We start from the raw sequence: 14,572 nt of genomic DNA, 5'->3' as shown, positions 1-14,572 counted from the left end.
GCTCTCAGTCGGTGGCCGGCCGCTCCGCGCCCGTGCCCCGGCAGGGCTTCATGCGCAGCGCCTTCGCCTCGCCCACCTGCGGCACCACCTCCGCGGCACCGGTCTGCGAGATCTCGTTGAGCCCCTTGTAGGTCGCCGCGCCCGGCCCCACCTCCTTCGGCCCGAAGTCGAGTGCGTACTCGATGCCGTGCTCGTGGACCGCATCGCACACCTCGGGCTCGGTCCGCGCATCGTCGAGCGCCCGGTTCAGCAGGTGCACCTCCGGCTCGGCCTCGAAGGACATGGAGGTGTTCAGCACCTTGCGGTCCGAGAGCGCGTAGGCGAGGAGAGCGCCGTTGAGGGCGTTGGTGGCGATCACCGCGTCCTCGGGCACCACCTCGGGCAGGCGCTCGAGCGGCTCCCGCTCGTCGGCCGAGAGCAGCAGGTCCGTCTGCCACTGAGCGGCGGCGTAGCGGCTGGATGCCTCGGCGCTCGGGGAGAGCAGGCTCGGGACCAGCGGCGCGAGCACCACCGCGACCGCGACGGCCGGGGAGGCGGCCCCGCCCAGCACGGGCGAAGACCCGGGCGGCGCGGCGGAGGATCACCTCGATCCCGAGAGCGAGCACGGGGATCGCCCCGACGGTCAGGAGCGCGACGATGCGGAAGTTGTCGCTGTACCAGTTGCCGGTGAGGAGATAGCGCAGTCGCCCCTCCGGTGCGCGCGGGTGATCACCGACATCGCCATCACCGACGCGCAGGGGACCAGCACCCAGCGGGTGCGGGAGCCGAGCGACACCGCGAGGAGGCAGGCCAGCATCACCACGCCCAGCGGCACCCAGGTGGGGCTCTTGTCCGCGGCCAGCGAGAGCGTCTGGCCGACGGCCTCGGTCGGCGTGGCGGTCGGCGTCCAGAACGAGGCGGCCTCCGTGGGGCGCGCGCACCAGCCAGGCCGGCACGGTCGCGGCGGCGACGGAGAGGGTGAGCAGGAGGAGCGGCGCGACCCGCCGGGCCGGCCCCGGGCCGTGGACGCGGCGCTCGTGGAGACGGACCAGGCATCCCCACACCAGCGGCGGCGGCCCGATCACGATCCCGCCGTACACCGCCTGGGGGTGGGAGAGCGCCGCCGCGACGCAGACCACGGGCAGCGGCACCGCCAGCTGGGAGGGGCGCAGGTGCTTGCGGGGAGTCCGGGGCGAGGCCCGCCAGGTGCACCAGCATGATCACCAGGACCGGCATCAGGATCATGCTGAGGAAGTACGGCGACAGGATCCCGAAGGCCATCAGCGACAGGGGGAAGGCGCCGGAGATCCCGGCCAGGGCGCCCGCCGCCATCCAGCCGACGGGTCCCGACCTCGTGCAGGTGCGCACCAGGGCCATCAGCCCCAGCGGCCACACCACGACCGCCAGCAGCAGCATCACCATGTTGCTCGCCAGCGGGATCTCCTGGCTCGAGAGCCGCACGACGAGGCTGACCGCCTGGTGCCACAGCGCGGGGTAGAAGCGCTCCGCGCCCGGCAGGGCGGTCATCCCGCCCACGGTTCCCGCAGAGGCGTCGCCGAGGCGGAGGATGTGCCGCACGGCGTTCAGATGGAAGACGTTGTCGTAGGTCTGGCTGACGGCGCGCACGGAGCCCATCACCCCGAGGGCCTGGATCGCGATCGCCCCGCCCCCGATCACGAGCCCGGTCAGGAGCGCTCCGGCGCGCCCTCGGCGCGTGGCGGCGAGCGCGCCGATCCCGGTGACGGGGGAGCCGTCCGCCGGCGAGGCGGCCCCGTCGGACCCCTTCCCGGCGGCGACCCCGTCGGCACCGTCGGCCGCGGGCGCCGGCAGTCGGCGGCGCAACGGCGGCAGGGCGGCGCCGAGCGGCGCGCCGAGCACGAGCGGGGACAGCGGCGACCACGGCACGCCCAGCAGGTGCCCGGCCTCCGCCGCGAGGGTGATCGCGAACAGGGAGACGGGGACGGCGGTGACCAGCGCGGTCAGCGGCCGCGACGCCGCGCGCGAGCACCGTCGGCAGGCCCGGGAGCGTGAGCACGACGACGGCGGCGGCGAGCGCCGCGAGGGCGTGGAGCGCGGTCAGCATGCCGACTCGGGCCTCCTGACGGGAGGAGCTGGTGGGTCGCGGGCACGGCCCGCCGGGGACCGGACCACGGCCCGGTGACGGGGCCGCGCCGATTGTAGTCAGGGAAGATGGACGGGAGAAGGCGGACAGGGGCGGGCCTGCAGGAGATCGACCGTCCGGTCGCCGTCGCTCATGGGACGATGTCCCGGTGACCCCCTCCCGTGCCGACCAGCCCGTTCCGCCGCCCTCCGTCCCGTCGCAGCCCGACGCGGCGGCCCCGTCCGCAGGGGCGGGGAGGCCTCCGTCCCCGGCCGACGTCGGCTTCGAGATCACCGCCCGTCACGGCGAGAAGGCCCGCGCCGGGGTCATCACCACCCCGCACGGACCGATCGCGACCCCGGCCTTCGTGCCGGTGGGCACCAAGGCGACGGTGAAGAGCGTCTTCGCCGGAGTCGATGGCGGAGCTCGGCGCGCAGGCGCCGCTGGCGAACGCCTATCACCTCTACCTCCAGCCCGGCCACGACCTCGTGGACGAGGCGGGCGGGCTCGGCGCCTTCATGAACTGGCCCGGCCCCACCTACACCGACTCCGGCGGCTTCCAGGTGATGAGCCTGGGGGCCGGCTTCCAGAAGGTGCTCTCCTCCGAGTTCTCCGGCGGCGAGAAGGCCCGCACCGCGAACGGCGAGGACGACGCCGTCCGTGAGGGGAAGGAGCGTCTCGCCCACGTCGACGACGACGGCGTCACCTTCCGCTCCTTCATCAACGGCGACGAGCACCGCTTCACCCCCGAGATCTCCATGCAGATCCAGCACGGCCTCGGCGCGGACATCATGTTCGCCTTCGACGAGCTCACCACGCTCATGAACTCCCGCGGCTACCAGGAGCAGGCGCTCGAGCGCACGAGGCTGTGGGCGCCGCGGCGCCTGGAAGAGCACGCCCGCCTCACCCACGAGCGCACCCACCGCCCCTACCAGCGGCTGTGGGGCGTCATCCAGGGCGCCCAGTACGAGGACCTGCGCCGTCAGGCCGCCCGCGACCTGGGCGCGATGGACGTCGAGGGGTGGTCCTTCGACGGCTTCGGGATCGGCGGGGCGCTGGAGAAGGAGAATCTCGGCACCATCGTCGGCTGGGTGACCGACGAGTCGCCCGAGGACAAGCCCCGCCACCTGCTCGGCATCAGCGAGGTCGACGACCTCTTCGTCGCGATCGCCGCCGGCGCCGACACTTTCGACTGCGTCTCGCCCTCACGGGTGGCGCGCAACAGCGCCGTCTACACCCGCACCGGCCGCGTGAACCTCACCGGCTCCCGCTACCGCCGCCAGTTCGCGCCGATCGACGAGACCTGCGACTGCTACACCTGCACCCACTACACCGCCGCCTACGTCCACCACCTCTTCCGGGCCAAGGAGATGCTCTCCTCGACCCTGTGCACGATCCACAACGAGCGCTTCGTGGTGCGGCTGGTGGACCGGATCCGCGCCTCCCTCCAGGACGGGACCTTCGACGCCCTGCGGGAGGAGACCACCGGCGCCTACTACGGCGAGCCGCGGTGAGCGAGGACCAGGCACCGGCCGACGAGCACCCGACGGACGCGGCGACGGCGCTGGGCCTGGCAGTGGTGTCGCTGGCGCTCGCCGGGATCTGCGCCCTGCTCGGCGACCACTTCCTGCTCGGGGCGCGCGCGCCTCGCGTCGGGGTGCTCGCGGGCACCGGGCTCGGAGTCTTGCTTCTCGCCCTGCTCGGCAGGCGCCTGCGACGCCGCACGCGACGTCTGCTCGCAGGCGCCCTCGCACTCGTCGTCGCGCTCGCGCTCACCGTCCCCGCCGTGCACGCCTCCCGCGTGGGCTCGCTCGAGAGCGCCGCCGCCGCGGAGATCGCACCGCTCGGCGAAGGGGACAAGGTCGCCTCCGCCCCGAACGGGCAGGGGCCCGTGCTGGTGCGCCGCGCCGACGGCACCGCCCAGCTCGTCGGTGCCGGAGCCGAAGCGAGTGAGGTCGAGGCCGCACCCGATGACGTGCTCGCCCTCTCCTCAGACGGGACCCGCCTCGTCCAGGTGACGGGGGAGGTCACCCGGGTGCATGAGCTCGGCGGCGGGAGCGACGCCGCCGGCGACGGATCCGATGCGCCGGACGGGGGCGCTGCGCCCGTCGAGCCGCCCGGGCGACCGCTCGCCCTCTCCGGCGACACGCTCGTCCTGCGCGCCTGCGAGGACGGCGTCTGCCGGGTGCGGGGCGTGGACCTCACCGCCCCGGACGAGCCGCTGTGGACCGTGATGGACGCCGAGGAGACCCGCGGACCCGACCAGGCGGGCCTTGCGCTCCCCGCCCGGGCCGAGGCCGCGCCCGGCCTGCTCGACGCCGTCGCCGCGACCGGGGTGTCGCCGTCGGTGCCGCCGCGCTTCGACCCCGCCCAGGGCTGGCTGCAGATCGATGCCGCCACCGGGTTCCCCGTCGGCCGGGTCCTCGCCCCCGCCGACGCCGACTGCCGCATCGCGGCGACCCCCGCCCCGCCCGACCCGCAGTCCGTCCAGGAGCAGGGGCCGCTCGTGCTCACCGTCTGCCCGGGGGAGGACGGTGCACTGACCGCCGCCGCGTTCCGTGACGGCGCACCGTTGTGGGAGTCCGCGCCCTCCCCGGCCGGGGACTGGACGGTGCGGCTCGAGGCGGGTCGCGTCCTCGCCTCCGGCACCGAGGCCGGGACCACGACCGAGGGCGAGATCCTCGCCTCCGAGCACGGCGCGTACTGGATCGCGCCGGGCGGCGACGGCGTGGCGCAGGCCGAGGCGTTCACCGCCCGCATCGGCATCGACGGGACCCGGATGGTGCTGACCAACGAGGCCGGTCAGCCGCTCGCCTACGACACCGCGACCGGGACGAACAGCTGGACCCTCCCGCTCGAGGACCCCGAGGCGGAGGTGCGCGGGAGCCTCGCCGCGGGCACCGCCGTCGTGGTCGACGAGACCGTGCGGGAGGAGTCCCTGGACCCCCGCGGCGCGCGGCGGCGCGCGTGATCACCGCCGAGGACGGCGAGGTGAGCGAGGAGCTCGTCCTCGACGAGGAGATCACCGCCTGGCGGCCCCTCAGCGGCGGCCGCGCCCTGGTCAGCACCGACGAGGGGACCGTCGCGCTCGGGGGCTGATCGGGCCGCCGCTGCGGACGGCGACGGGCCCGGTCCCCGCGCGTGCGGAGACCGGGCCCGTCCCGGAGAGGGGTCGACCCTCAGGCCTTGGCGCCCTCGTTCTTCCGACCCCAGGCCATGACCATGTACGAGCCGACCAGCGGCGCCGCGGCGACCACGATCACGCGCAGGAGCTCGGCGATGCCGCCGACGGTGTAGATCGTGCCCATGTCGTAGGCATCGCCCGCGATGGCACCACCGAGGAATCCGGCGATGAAGCTGACGATCCAGTACAGGATCACCGAGACGATCACGGTCGCCCCCACGATGATCGCGCCGGTGCGTCCACGACCGCTGAACTGGATCGCGGCGATGATCGAGACGACCAGGAGCCCGATCGAGAAGATCAGGTTCGCGATCCATGCCAGGAGCGTGCCGATGCTCCCGAGGCCCATGCCCACGGAGATCTCCTCCATGTCCGCCGGGTTGCCGTTGGCCGCCATCATGAACATGAAGATCGGCGTCGCCAGTCGAGCGATCACGGCGAGCACCGACAGGACCAGCAGGGCGATTCCGAGCTTCTTGGCCAGCGCGCCCTTCCCGGCGACGGGTGACGTCGACGCGGCCCCGGCCGTGCCGGGGTAGCCGCTGGTGCCCGGGTACCCGCCCGGGGCGGGCGGCGGCGAGGCCTGGCTCCACTGCTGCGGGGCGGGCGAGGCCTGGCCCGCCGACTGCTCACCCCACTGCGGGGCGGCTGGCGCGGGAGAGGGTCGCCCCCACTGCGACTGCGGAGCCGGCTCGCTGCCCCTGCGGGGAGTTCTGCCCCCACTGTCCCTGATCGCCGTCGGCGCCCCACTGGCCGTTCTGGCCGTTCTGCGGCCCGTACCCCTGAGTCATGCTTCTCCCTCATTGCCCCGTATGGCGGGGCTATTGCGTCGTGGCGCCGCGGCGGCACCCGCTCCAGCGTAGCGGGCCGCACTTCGGCTCAGGCGCCCCGGAGGTGACGAGCGGGTTGCGATCGGGGACCTTCACCCGGAGCAGGTGGTAGGAACCGGTGCCCGGGCGGGACCCGGGGCTGGGGCCGGGACGTGGCTGGGCCGGCGGCCTCCCCGCGGAGGGCGAGGAGGGCGCCGGCCCGAGCGAGGCTCAGCGCCCGGCAGGCGCGAAGCGGATCCGGAAGCTCTCCTCTCGTGCGGTCAGCACGTGCTGGGGCGACGGCTCCGGGCCGCAGGCCGCCGAGCCCACGCCGTGCGGCGCCGCCGAGAGGGTCACCCAGGTGCGTCCGTCGGGACGCGCCGCCCCGTCGTGGGCGCGGGCGTCGAGCTCCGCGGTGGACCAGGGCCGCACCGCGAGGCCGAGACCCTCCGGTGCGGTGAGCTCGAGGCCGCTGCCCGCCTCCCCGCCGCTCAGCACGGCCCGCACCACGCCCGCACGGTTGCCGTTCTCCTGCGGGAACACGTACGGGACCTGCGGCTCCTCGACGCTCGCGGTGCGGCGCGCGAAGGTGGTGCCGCCGCCGGTGTCCGGGTACATCTCGTGCGGGCCGAAGCCCTCGTATTCCACCTCGCCGGGCGCCGCCGGCAGTGCGAAGCTCCAGCCGATCCGCGGCGGCGGCAGGTCCTCGGGCCACAGCGCCGACGGGGTGACCGTCACCGCGAGCTCGACCCCGTCCGCGTCGGCGCGCCAGGTCTCGGTGACGTCGGCGTGCAGGGCGTTGCCGTCCAGGCCGATCCGGGAGCGGACCACGAGCCGCTCGCCGCTCGCCTCGATCCCGACCAGGCGGCGTCGGGCGACGTCCAGCCCGATCCGCTTCCACCGTGCCTCGAGCGGGTAGCGGGTGCGGGCCCGCTCGTTGTCCACCGGGGCGCGGTACAGGTCCGCCCCCGCATGCTCGAGGGCGAGCTCGCCGAGGCCGACGAGCCGGCCCAGGTCGTCCAGGCGCGCGGGCCCCACCTGCCAGGTGCAGTCGGCCGCCTGCTGGGGCGCGATCGCCGCGGCGGGGGCCGCGGTGACCGAGGCGGCCAGACGCTCCGCGTCCACGTGCGAGGCCGCGACGATCTCGTGCCCGGCCGGGACCGGCCCGTCGGCCTCCCGGGTGGTGAGGCGCACCGTCACCGCGGCGTGCTCGCCCTCCGGCGACGCCAGCTCGGTGCTCTCACCCGGGGCGAGGGCCGGCGGCTCGATCTCCTGCCAGCTGGCCTGCAGGTCGGTGGAGACCTCGGCGCGCAGGTGGGAGAGGTCCGAGAAGGCGTAGCGGTTCACGATGCTCGCCGATCCGGCGCCGACCTCGAGACCGACGGGGGAGTAGTGGTGCTTCGCATCCAGCGGCGCCGGCGACGGGGTGCGATCGGGCGAAGAGGAGTCCGTCGGCGACGAAGTTCCCGTCGTGCAGGCGCTCGCCGAAGTCGCCGCCGTAGCCGTAGATCTCGTTGCCCTCGGCGTCGGTGGTGAGCAGGCCGTGGTCGATCCACTCCCAGATGAAGCCGCCGTGGAGCGCCGGGTAGCGGTGGACGAGGTCCATGTACTCCTTCAGCGCGCCGGCGCCGTTGCCCATCGCATGCGCGTACTCGATCCACAGGAAGGGCTTCGACAGCGCCGGCATCGGCGACTCGTCGGAGCCGAAGCCCGCCTCGCCCGGGTCCACGCCCAGGTGGTGCGAGGCATCCCGATCAGCTTCTCGCGGTACTCCTCGGTCAGCGCGCGATGGCCGATCTGCTCGGTCTCGTCATGCGTGGGGTACATCAGCGAGAAGACGTCCACGGTCTCGGCGCGGTAGTCCTGCTCGTAGATGACCGGGCGGGTCGGGTCCGTGGCGCGGACCGTCTCGATCATCGCCTCGGTGACCGGACCGGTGGAGGCCTCGTTCCCGATCGACCACATGACGATCGAGGCGTGGTTGCGGTCCCGCGGCACGAAGCGCTCGGACCGCTCGCACAGCATCGGGCGGAAGCGGTCGTCCGCCGCCGGGCGCTCGGCCGCGCCGGTGCCGTCCTCGCCCCAGGTGGAGTCGACGTGGAAGCCGTGCGTCTCGAAGTCGCCCTCGCAGATCACGTACATCCCCGCCTCGTCGCACACCTCGAGGAAGCGCTGATGGGGCGGGTAGTGGGAGGTGCGCACGGCGTTGAGGTTGTCTTGCCGCTTCATCAGCGCGACGTCCAGGTCCTGGTTCTCCAGGTGCTGGGTGCGGCCGACGACCGGATCCGCCTCGTGACGGTTCACGCCGCGGAACACGATCCGCTCGCCGTTGACGCGGAAGATCTCCCCGTCCACCTCCACGCGACGGAAGCCGAGCTTCAGCGTCACCGTCTCGGTGCCGGCGTCGGTGGAGACGCTCGCCTCGTACAGCCGCGGCGACTCGGCGCTCCAGGGGGAGACCTCGCCGGCGGCGATCTCGGTCCCGTCGGCCGTGGCCTCGATCCCGAGCTCCGGGATCCGCACCGTCGCGGGGACGATTCCGCCGTCCGCGTCGTAGGCGGTGGCGGTGAGGGTGCCGCGGCCGGTCGCGGGGTCGAAGTCCGCGTGGGTCGCGAGGTCGTGGATCCCGCCGGCGGGGCGTAGCAGCAGGTCGACGGAGCGGAAGATGCCGGAGGCCCACCACATGTCCTGGTCCTCGACGTAGGTGTTCGCCGACCACTGCACGACCCGCACGTCCAGGCGGTGCTCGCCCGGTGCCGAGAGGGAGTCGGTGACGTCGAACTCCTGGGTCAGGCGCGAGCCGGAGGTCACGCCGATCTCGGTGCCGTCGATCCAGACCTTCGCCGCGGAGTCCACGCCCTGGAAGCGCAGCGAGACCTTCGCGCCGGAGGCGAGGGAGTCGGTCCAGTCGGCGGGGACGGCGACGGTGCGGGAGTAGTGGCCGGTCGGGTTCTCGTCCGGGACATGGGGGACGTCCATCGGGATGGGGTAGACGACGTTGGTGTACTGCGGGGCGCCGTGGCCCTGCAGCCGCCACAGCCCCGGCACGGCGATCTCGCCGGGCTCGCCGAGGTCGGTGCCGTCGGCGCGGGTGCCGTAGCGGAAGTCCCAGGTCCCGTCGAGGTTCAGTGCGGGGGCGTCGGAGTGCAGGTGCGCGCGGCCGCGGAGGCGGTTCCGGCCCCCGGCGAGGTCCTCCCACCAGCGGTCGGTGCGGTCGGCGGGCGGGAGGGCGGCGTCCTGCGGGGTGCCCGTGTTCTCGGGGGCGGGGGTGCTCATCGGTGAGTCTCTCCTGGGTCGGCGGGGCGGTCACGAGACGGTGTCGTGAACGTTCACGGTCGAGTGTACCCACGCCACCTGCCGGACTGCACGGCCGAGCCCGCCCGCCGGCCCGGGCCTGGGGCAGGACGACACCGAGAGGCAGGTTTCAGCCGGTATCAGGCGGGCCGTTTCAGTCGGTGAGTGTGACTGTGGTGTGTCGGCCCGCCGCGGGCACTCTGCGGGTGTGGCGCGTCGGAGTGCTGAGTCGGAGGCTGTCGCCGAGCGGGCGAGCATTGCTACGCTCTGCTACACCGAGGGTGCCGAGCCGCATCGGTCCGTCGGGCCTCGTCGAAGGAGGGACCATGAGCACCATCCCGCATCGGGAGCCGCGCAACAACAGCACCGAGATCCTCCGCCGCGTCGAGGCGGGGGAGACCTTCGAGATCACGAATCACGGACGGACGGTCGCTCGGCTCGTCCCGTACACCGCCTCGCCCCTGGACCTCCTTCGCGAGAGCGGCCGGATCACCGGGACGACGGCGGTCGATCTGGATGCGCCGCCGGTCGCCCACAATCTCACCAGCCGTGAGGTCCTCGACGATCTTCGCGGTGAACGGTGATCGTCTACCTGGACACCTCCGCGATGCTGAAGATCCTGATCGACGAGCCCGGCATGCAGGCGATGCGGGAGGCCTTCACCGGCTGGCGACTTGCCGGGGACGAGCTCGTCTCCTCCTTCCTGCCGCACACCGAGATGCACTGCGCGGCGTCGCGGCGCGGCCTCGCGGCGCCGGAGACCATCGACCTGCTGCTCGGAGCCGTCGGGCTCATCGACATCGACCGTGCCCATCTGCTGGCGGCGGCGAGGGGCTCCCACCGCCTGCGCAGTGCGGACGCCATCCACCTCGCCACGGCCCTCGCGGTGGACGCCGACGTCCTGGTGACCTTCGACGCCGAGCTCGCCGACGCGGCGGCGGGTGAGGGGCTCCGCGCTCTCAGCCCGGCCTGACCCTGCCCGGACGGCATCGGCCTGCCCCTGCCCGGACGCCGGCGAGCGGTGGATCTCGACCCTCCTTCGCCGGGACCGGTTCACGGGCCAGAGGCGAGCCTCGGCGAGGGGTGGGGAGCGGACCGCTAGACTCGCTGACCGTGACCACGACCGAGCCGAACCGGTGGACCGACCGCCGCAGCGACGCCGTGTCCGCGCGCAAGGAGGCCTACGAGCAGCCTGCGCCGGGCCAGCACCTGGCGCCTGCTCGCCGCGACGAAGGCCCCGGCGGTGCTCGCGATCCTCCAGGCCACCTTCCCCGCCGGCGACCGTCGGTCGCCGCGCGAGCGAGCTCATCGCCCGCGTGGGCGCGCACTTCTCGCTGCTGCACGACGACGAGGGCCCGGCCGACGGGGCCTCCGCGGCGGACGGGGCCGCCTCGGCCGACGGCGCCGGGGACGAGGCGCGCGGCGGTCGCAGCGCCGCCGAGTACGTCGACGGCTGGGTGCGCGAGGGCTACCTGACCCGGCGCGACGACCCCCAGCGCACCGAGACGACCTTCGAGCCGAGCCCCGCCACGATCGACGCGATCCAGTTCATCGCCTCGCTCGAGGAGCACCGGCCGACGACGACACAGTCGCGCCTGCGGCTGGTCATCCAGCAGTTCGACCGCCTCGCCCAGGAGACGGAGACGGACCGCGACGTGCGGCTCGCCGATCTGCGCGCCGCCGCCGCGAGCGGATCGAGCAGGAGATCCGCGAGCTCGCCGAGGGGGAGCTGATGCTCCCGAGCGCCGAGGCGTCGGTGGATCGGTCGCGCGACATCCTGCAGATCGCCGCCGAGCTCTCCGGCGACTTCCTCCAGTACCGCGAGGACCTGCGCGCCGTGGACCTGCACCTGCGCGAGCAGATCCTCTCCCCGGAGGGGTCTCGCGGCGAGATCCTCGAGCAGCCTGCTGGCCGGGGACGACCTGCTCGGGCAGTCGACCGTCGGCCGCACCTTCACGGCCTTCTTCCGCATGCTCAACGACCCTGCGCAGACCCGTGCCACGCAGGAGCTCGTGGACCGTCTGCTCGAGCGGGACTTCTCCCGCTCCCTCTCCCGGGACGAGCGCGAGCGCCTCGCCAACGTGTTCAGCGACCTCTACGAGCCGGCGCAGGAGGTGCTGGACGTCAAGACGGAGCTGTACCGCTCGCTGGCCCGCTTCGTGCGCTCGCAGGACTTCCGCCAGCACCGGGTGCTGGTGGAGGCGCCGCAGGAGGCGCAGGGACTGGCGCTGGCGCAGAAGGACGAGGTGCCCACCCGCACCCCCTTCCCGCTCGAGCTCGACCTCTCTCGCGTCCAGCTCTCCTCCGTCTCGCAGCACCGGCTGAAGGACCCCACCGATCCGGGCGCCCCCGCCGAGGCCGAGGTGCACGATGCGACCTCGCTCAGCGTCGAGGTGCTCCAGGACCTCGTGCGCACCAACGACATCGACCTCGTCGGCCTCACCACCCACGTCAACGACGTGCGCGGCCGCTCCGGCCAGGCCTCGATCGGGGACATCCTGCGGGAGAAGCCCGCCGAGCAGGGGCTGGCGAGCGTCATCGGGCTGATGTTCCTCGCGACCAGCCATGCGCAGGCGCGCGAGGGCTCCACCGAGATCGTCACCTGGCGGGAGCTCGACGGCAACGACTACGCCGCCCGAGTCCCCTCGTTCTACTTCCTGGACGACGTCCCGGTGGAGTGAGCCCGGCGGAGCGAAGGGCTCATGCGTCCTCCTCCTCGAGCTCCGCGAGCGCGGGTGCGGCCTCGGCGCGCGACCGCTCGAGGTCCGCGCCGAAGTCCTTCATCCGGCGCCCGAGCCCGTTCGGCTTCACCACGATCCCCTCCTCCTGCCAGTGGGGAAGGGCACGGGCGAGCGGCGGATGGTCGCCGGAGGCGTTCGTGACGCGCCACCACGGCGTCGACGAGCCCCAGGTGCCCATGATCCGTCCCACCAGACGCGGGCCGACGCCGACGATCGCGCCCACCTCCCCGTAGGCGGCGACGCGTCCCGGCGGGATCGCCTCGACCACGCGCAAGACCCGCTCGACCGTGAGGTCGTCCATGCGGGTGCGGGTCGTGCGCTCGGGCATGGCCGACAGTCTGGCACGCGGCTCCGGACGATCCGCGGCACCGGACCGAATGCGGGCCCGAACAGGGAGCGACCCCGGCGCCGAGGGGCGCCGGGGTCGCGTCCGCGGTCAGGAGGGGTCAGCGACGTGCGCCCCCGCCCTCGCCGTCGATGCCGTCCTCCGGGAGACGGTTCTGCACGGAGCCGTCCTCAGGGGCACCGAACTCCGGAGCCTTCGGCGGGAGATCGCCGTTCTGGCCCCGCGAGCTCTTGCTCCTGGCGGAAGAAGGGATCGTCCTCGAACTCACCCTGTCGCGACTCCTGGGTCTGGAAGCCGTCCTGGCGACCGTCGCGGCTGTCCAGGGGGCGGAACTCGCCCTGGTGGCGACCACCGTCCTGCGGAACCGCCGGATGTGCCCCGGCCGGACGGAACTCCGGACCGTCCTGGGGCTGCGAGGCCTGTCGATCGGCGCCGAGCCGGTCCTGATCGGCACTGAGCCGATCCTGCTCCGTGCCGCGCCGGTCCGCGGAGCCGCCGGACCAGTCCTGCGCGACGGGAGGCTCCATGCCCGAGCGGTCCTCGGCGCGCGCCGGCCGATCGCCCACGCGGTCGTCGCGGATGCCGCGCTCGTCGTGCTCCGTCCCGGCCCGGCCGAGGTCGCCGGTCTCGTCCGTGGAGCGGACCGGGTCGTGGCGGTCCGCCTCGGAACGATCGGCGTCGCCGCGATCGACGTCGGACCGGTCGACGTCGCTGCGGTCCACCGCCGACTGATCGATGTCTTGCGGGTCGGCCTCGCGCCGACCCGCGGAGTGATCGTTCAGGTCATTCCGGCGGTCCGCATCGTGCCGGGCCACGTCCTGCTGATCGATGTCGTGACGGTCGATCGACTCGTCGCGAGCCGGGCGCCGCTCGGCCCGGTGGGCCTCGCCCTCATAGCCGGCCCCGACAGGATGGTCGGTCGGGCGGGCCTCGCCGGCCCCGACGGGACGGTCGGCCTCACCGACCCCGGCGGCCCCGCCGTCGCGAACGGCACCGTCCCGATCCAGGCCCTCGTGGCCGCGGTCATCGCGGGCCGGGTCGACAGGGGCGCGATCCTCAGGAGTCCGGTCCTCTCGGACGCCTCCCTCGCGGACGTCGCCCTCGGGGTTCCGGTCGTCGCGCGGCTCCTGCTCTGTGCGAGCGGCGCGACGGCCGTGAGGACGCTCGTGCGACGACGCGTCGTCGGCCACTGCGGAGCGATCCTTTGAAGCGCGATCCTCCGGCGAGCCGCCATGCGCGGCGGCCGCCCCGGCGGCGACGCCGGCCGTGCCTGCGACACCGGCCGCGGCCGCGGTCCCGGCCCCGCTGCGGGGCTGGTCCTCGCGGCCGCACGGGACGCTCATCGCCCCGGAAGGTGCGCTGGTCGTCGCGAGCGGAGCGATCGTCGGCGGCGCGGTCATCGACGCGTCGGCCGTCGGCCGCACGGTCGTCGGACGTGCGCTCGCCAGCCGTGCGGTCGTGGCCGGCGACGCCTGCGGCCGGCGCGGTGCGGTCCCCGTCGCGGGGCGTGGGGGAATCGGGGTCCAGGCGGTCCGCCTCGGCGCGCTGCTCCTCGAGGGCGCCGCGCTCCTGGTCGACCTCCTGGCGCCGCGTCTCGGCCTCGCTCCGGCGACGCTCGGCGGCGAGCCGCTCCTGCTCGGCCGCGTTCGCCTTCCGCTCGGCCTCGAGACGGGCCTTGTCGGCCTCGATCTCGGACTCGCGGGCCTTCAGATCGCGCTCCTGGACGGCCTGCTCCTTCTGGGCGGCCTGCTCGCGGATCTCCGCGGCGCGGCGTCGATCCTCCTCCTGCTGTCGCTGCTTGCGACGCTTCGAGGCTTTCGCGCCCACGACGATCAGGACGATGACGACGATCAGGACCAGCAGGATGATCCCGACGATCACGGGGGTGGACAGGTCGGTCATGGTCGGCTCCTCACCGCTCGACTGCTCCACCGCCGGGCGGCGGAGCGCGCCCCGTACCGGGGTCCCGGCACAGGGCGATGCCCCGATTCCACCAGACCGAGGCGGATCCGGAGGGATTTTCGACCAGCCGATCGGCACGACGTGTCCCGCCGAGCCGTCGACGGGCGCGTCCTGAGCGTGGCGGGGGAGCGGTCGTCCGCCCGTGCCGGCAACTGA

At 74.0% G+C, this 14,572-nt stretch carries 18 protein-coding genes and 2 pseudogenes; 9 read left to right on the top strand and 11 right to left on the bottom strand.

The genetic code is table 11. The annotated features are described in order from the left end of the window. Positions 1-4 precede the first annotated feature (4 nt). From WKH84_RS10320 to WKH84_RS10310, 3 genes are all read right to left on the bottom strand, one after another. Positions 5-550, bottom strand: coding sequence for a DUF6541 family protein (locus WKH84_RS10320; protein WP_341856559.1), 546 nt, complete (start codon positions 548-550; stop codon positions 5-7). 72 nt (positions 551-622) lie between these two features. After that, on the bottom strand, positions 623-814 hold the full coding sequence (locus WKH84_RS10315; protein WP_341856558.1) for a hypothetical protein: 192 nt from the start codon (positions 812-814) through the stop codon (positions 623-625). Beyond that, positions 796-1,920, bottom strand: coding sequence for a DUF6541 family protein (locus tag WKH84_RS10310; protein WP_341856845.1), 1,125 nt, complete (start codon positions 1,918-1,920; stop codon positions 796-798). Before WKH84_RS10310 ends, WKH84_RS10315 begins: the two co-directional genes overlap by 19 nt. Positions 1,921-1,945: 25 nt before the next feature. Between WKH84_RS10310 and WKH84_RS10305 the strand changes: the two genes are divergently transcribed. From WKH84_RS10305 to WKH84_RS10290, 4 genes and pseudogenes are all read left to right on the top strand, one after another. Continuing rightward, a complete protein-coding gene (locus WKH84_RS10305; RefSeq protein WP_341856557.1) occupies positions 1,946-2,140 on the top strand; it encodes a hypothetical protein in 195 nt (64 codons plus the stop codon). A gap of 229 nt (positions 2,141-2,369) precedes the next feature. Next, a pseudogene (gene tgt, locus WKH84_RS10300) lies at positions 2,370-3,594 on the top strand (tRNA guanosine(34) transglycosylase Tgt). Next, positions 3,591-5,051 carry a hypothetical protein gene (locus WKH84_RS10295; protein WP_341856556.1) on the top strand — a complete coding sequence of 487 codons (1,461 nt, stop codon included), beginning with the start codon at positions 3,591-3,593 and terminating at the stop codon, positions 5,049-5,051. Before tgt ends, WKH84_RS10295 begins: the two are co-directional and overlap by 4 nt. Beyond that, positions 5,048-5,179, top strand: coding sequence for a hypothetical protein (locus WKH84_RS10290; protein WP_341856555.1), 132 nt, complete (start codon positions 5,048-5,050; stop codon positions 5,177-5,179). Before WKH84_RS10295 ends, WKH84_RS10290 begins: the two co-directional genes overlap by 4 nt. 80 nt (positions 5,180-5,259) lie before the next feature. Here the strand turns inward: WKH84_RS10290 and WKH84_RS10285 are convergent, their stop codons facing one another. The 5 genes from WKH84_RS10285 to WKH84_RS10265 all read right to left on the bottom strand — a co-directional run bounded on the left by WKH84_RS10285 (position 5,260) and on the right by WKH84_RS10265 (position 9,349). Continuing rightward, positions 5,260-5,709 (bottom strand): hypothetical protein, encoded by a 450-nt coding sequence (locus WKH84_RS10285; protein WP_341856554.1) that lies wholly within the window; start codon positions 5,707-5,709, stop codon positions 5,260-5,262. A 184-nt stretch (positions 5,710-5,893) separates the two neighbouring features. Next, positions 5,894-6,055: a hypothetical protein gene (locus WKH84_RS10280; protein ID WP_341856553.1), complete on the bottom strand. Its 162-nt coding sequence runs from the start codon at positions 6,053-6,055 to the stop codon at positions 5,894-5,896. Between the two features lie 249 nt (positions 6,056-6,304). After that, positions 6,305-7,420, bottom strand: a complete 1,116-nt coding sequence (locus WKH84_RS10275) for a beta-galactosidase domain 4-containing protein (RefSeq protein ID WP_341856552.1) — start codon at positions 7,418-7,420, stop codon at positions 6,305-6,307. Further along, the gene (locus tag WKH84_RS10270) at positions 7,314-7,760 is read right to left on the bottom strand and encodes a glycoside hydrolase family 2 TIM barrel-domain containing protein (protein WP_341856551.1); all 447 of its coding nucleotides are present in this window, start codon (positions 7,758-7,760) and stop codon (positions 7,314-7,316) included. The genes WKH84_RS10275 and WKH84_RS10270 overlap by 107 nt, the downstream gene beginning before the upstream one ends. Continuing rightward, a complete protein-coding gene (locus WKH84_RS10265; protein ID WP_341856550.1) occupies positions 7,688-9,349 on the bottom strand; it encodes a glycoside hydrolase family 2 TIM barrel-domain containing protein in 1,662 nt (553 codons plus the stop codon). Before WKH84_RS10265 ends, WKH84_RS10270 begins: the two co-directional genes overlap by 73 nt. A 344-nt stretch (positions 9,350-9,693) precedes the next feature. On the opposite strand from WKH84_RS10265, the gene WKH84_RS10260 reads away from it, so the two are divergent. From WKH84_RS10260 to WKH84_RS10240, 5 genes and pseudogenes are all read left to right on the top strand, one after another. Continuing rightward, complete coding sequence (locus WKH84_RS10260) at positions 9,694-9,951, top strand: type II toxin-antitoxin system prevent-host-death family antitoxin (RefSeq protein ID WP_341856549.1); 258 nt, start codon at positions 9,694-9,696, stop codon at positions 9,949-9,951. Then, complete coding sequence (locus tag WKH84_RS10255; protein WP_341856548.1) at positions 9,948-10,340, top strand: type II toxin-antitoxin system VapC family toxin; 393 nt, start codon at positions 9,948-9,950, stop codon at positions 10,338-10,340. Before WKH84_RS10260 ends, WKH84_RS10255 begins: the two co-directional genes overlap by 4 nt. Positions 10,341-10,683: 343 nt before the next feature. Next, a complete protein-coding gene (locus tag WKH84_RS10250; protein WP_341856547.1) occupies positions 10,684-11,100 on the top strand; it encodes a DUF3375 family protein in 417 nt (138 codons plus the stop codon). Further along, positions 11,100-11,210 (top strand): annotated as a pseudogene (locus tag WKH84_RS10245) (hypothetical protein); the annotation flags it as partial. The gene WKH84_RS10250 and the pseudogene WKH84_RS10245, both read left to right, overlap by 1 nt. Before the next feature lie 61 nt (positions 11,211-11,271). Continuing rightward, entirely contained in the window at positions 11,272-12,048 is a 777-nt protein-coding gene (locus tag WKH84_RS10240; protein WP_341856844.1) for a DUF3375 family protein, read from the top strand. A gap of 19 nt (positions 12,049-12,067) precedes the next feature. On the opposite strand, the gene WKH84_RS10235 is transcribed toward WKH84_RS10240, so the two are convergent. The 3 genes from WKH84_RS10235 to WKH84_RS10225 all read right to left on the bottom strand — a co-directional run bounded on the left by WKH84_RS10235 (position 12,068) and on the right by WKH84_RS10225 (position 14,356). Continuing rightward, positions 12,068-12,436, bottom strand: coding sequence for an MGMT family protein (locus WKH84_RS10235; protein ID WP_341856546.1), 369 nt, complete (start codon positions 12,434-12,436; stop codon positions 12,068-12,070). Between the two features lie 188 nt (positions 12,437-12,624). Then, positions 12,625-13,176, bottom strand: a complete 552-nt coding sequence (locus tag WKH84_RS10230) for a hypothetical protein (RefSeq protein WP_341856545.1) — start codon at positions 13,174-13,176, stop codon at positions 12,625-12,627. A 334-nt stretch (positions 13,177-13,510) separates the two neighbouring features. Beyond that, positions 13,511-14,356 carry a hypothetical protein gene (locus WKH84_RS10225; protein WP_341856544.1) on the bottom strand — a complete coding sequence of 282 codons (846 nt, stop codon included), beginning with the start codon at positions 14,354-14,356 and terminating at the stop codon, positions 13,511-13,513. Positions 14,357-14,572: the final 216 nt, after the last annotated feature.

Origin of the sequence: Brachybacterium sp. GPGPB12 (assembly GCF_038396325.1) — a bacterium.
Taxonomy (GTDB): Bacteria; Actinomycetota; Actinomycetes; order Actinomycetales; family Dermabacteraceae; genus Brachybacterium; species Brachybacterium conglomeratum.
The sequence above is the reverse complement of the archived record's forward strand: the minus strand, read 5'-3'. Positions and strand labels throughout refer to the sequence as shown.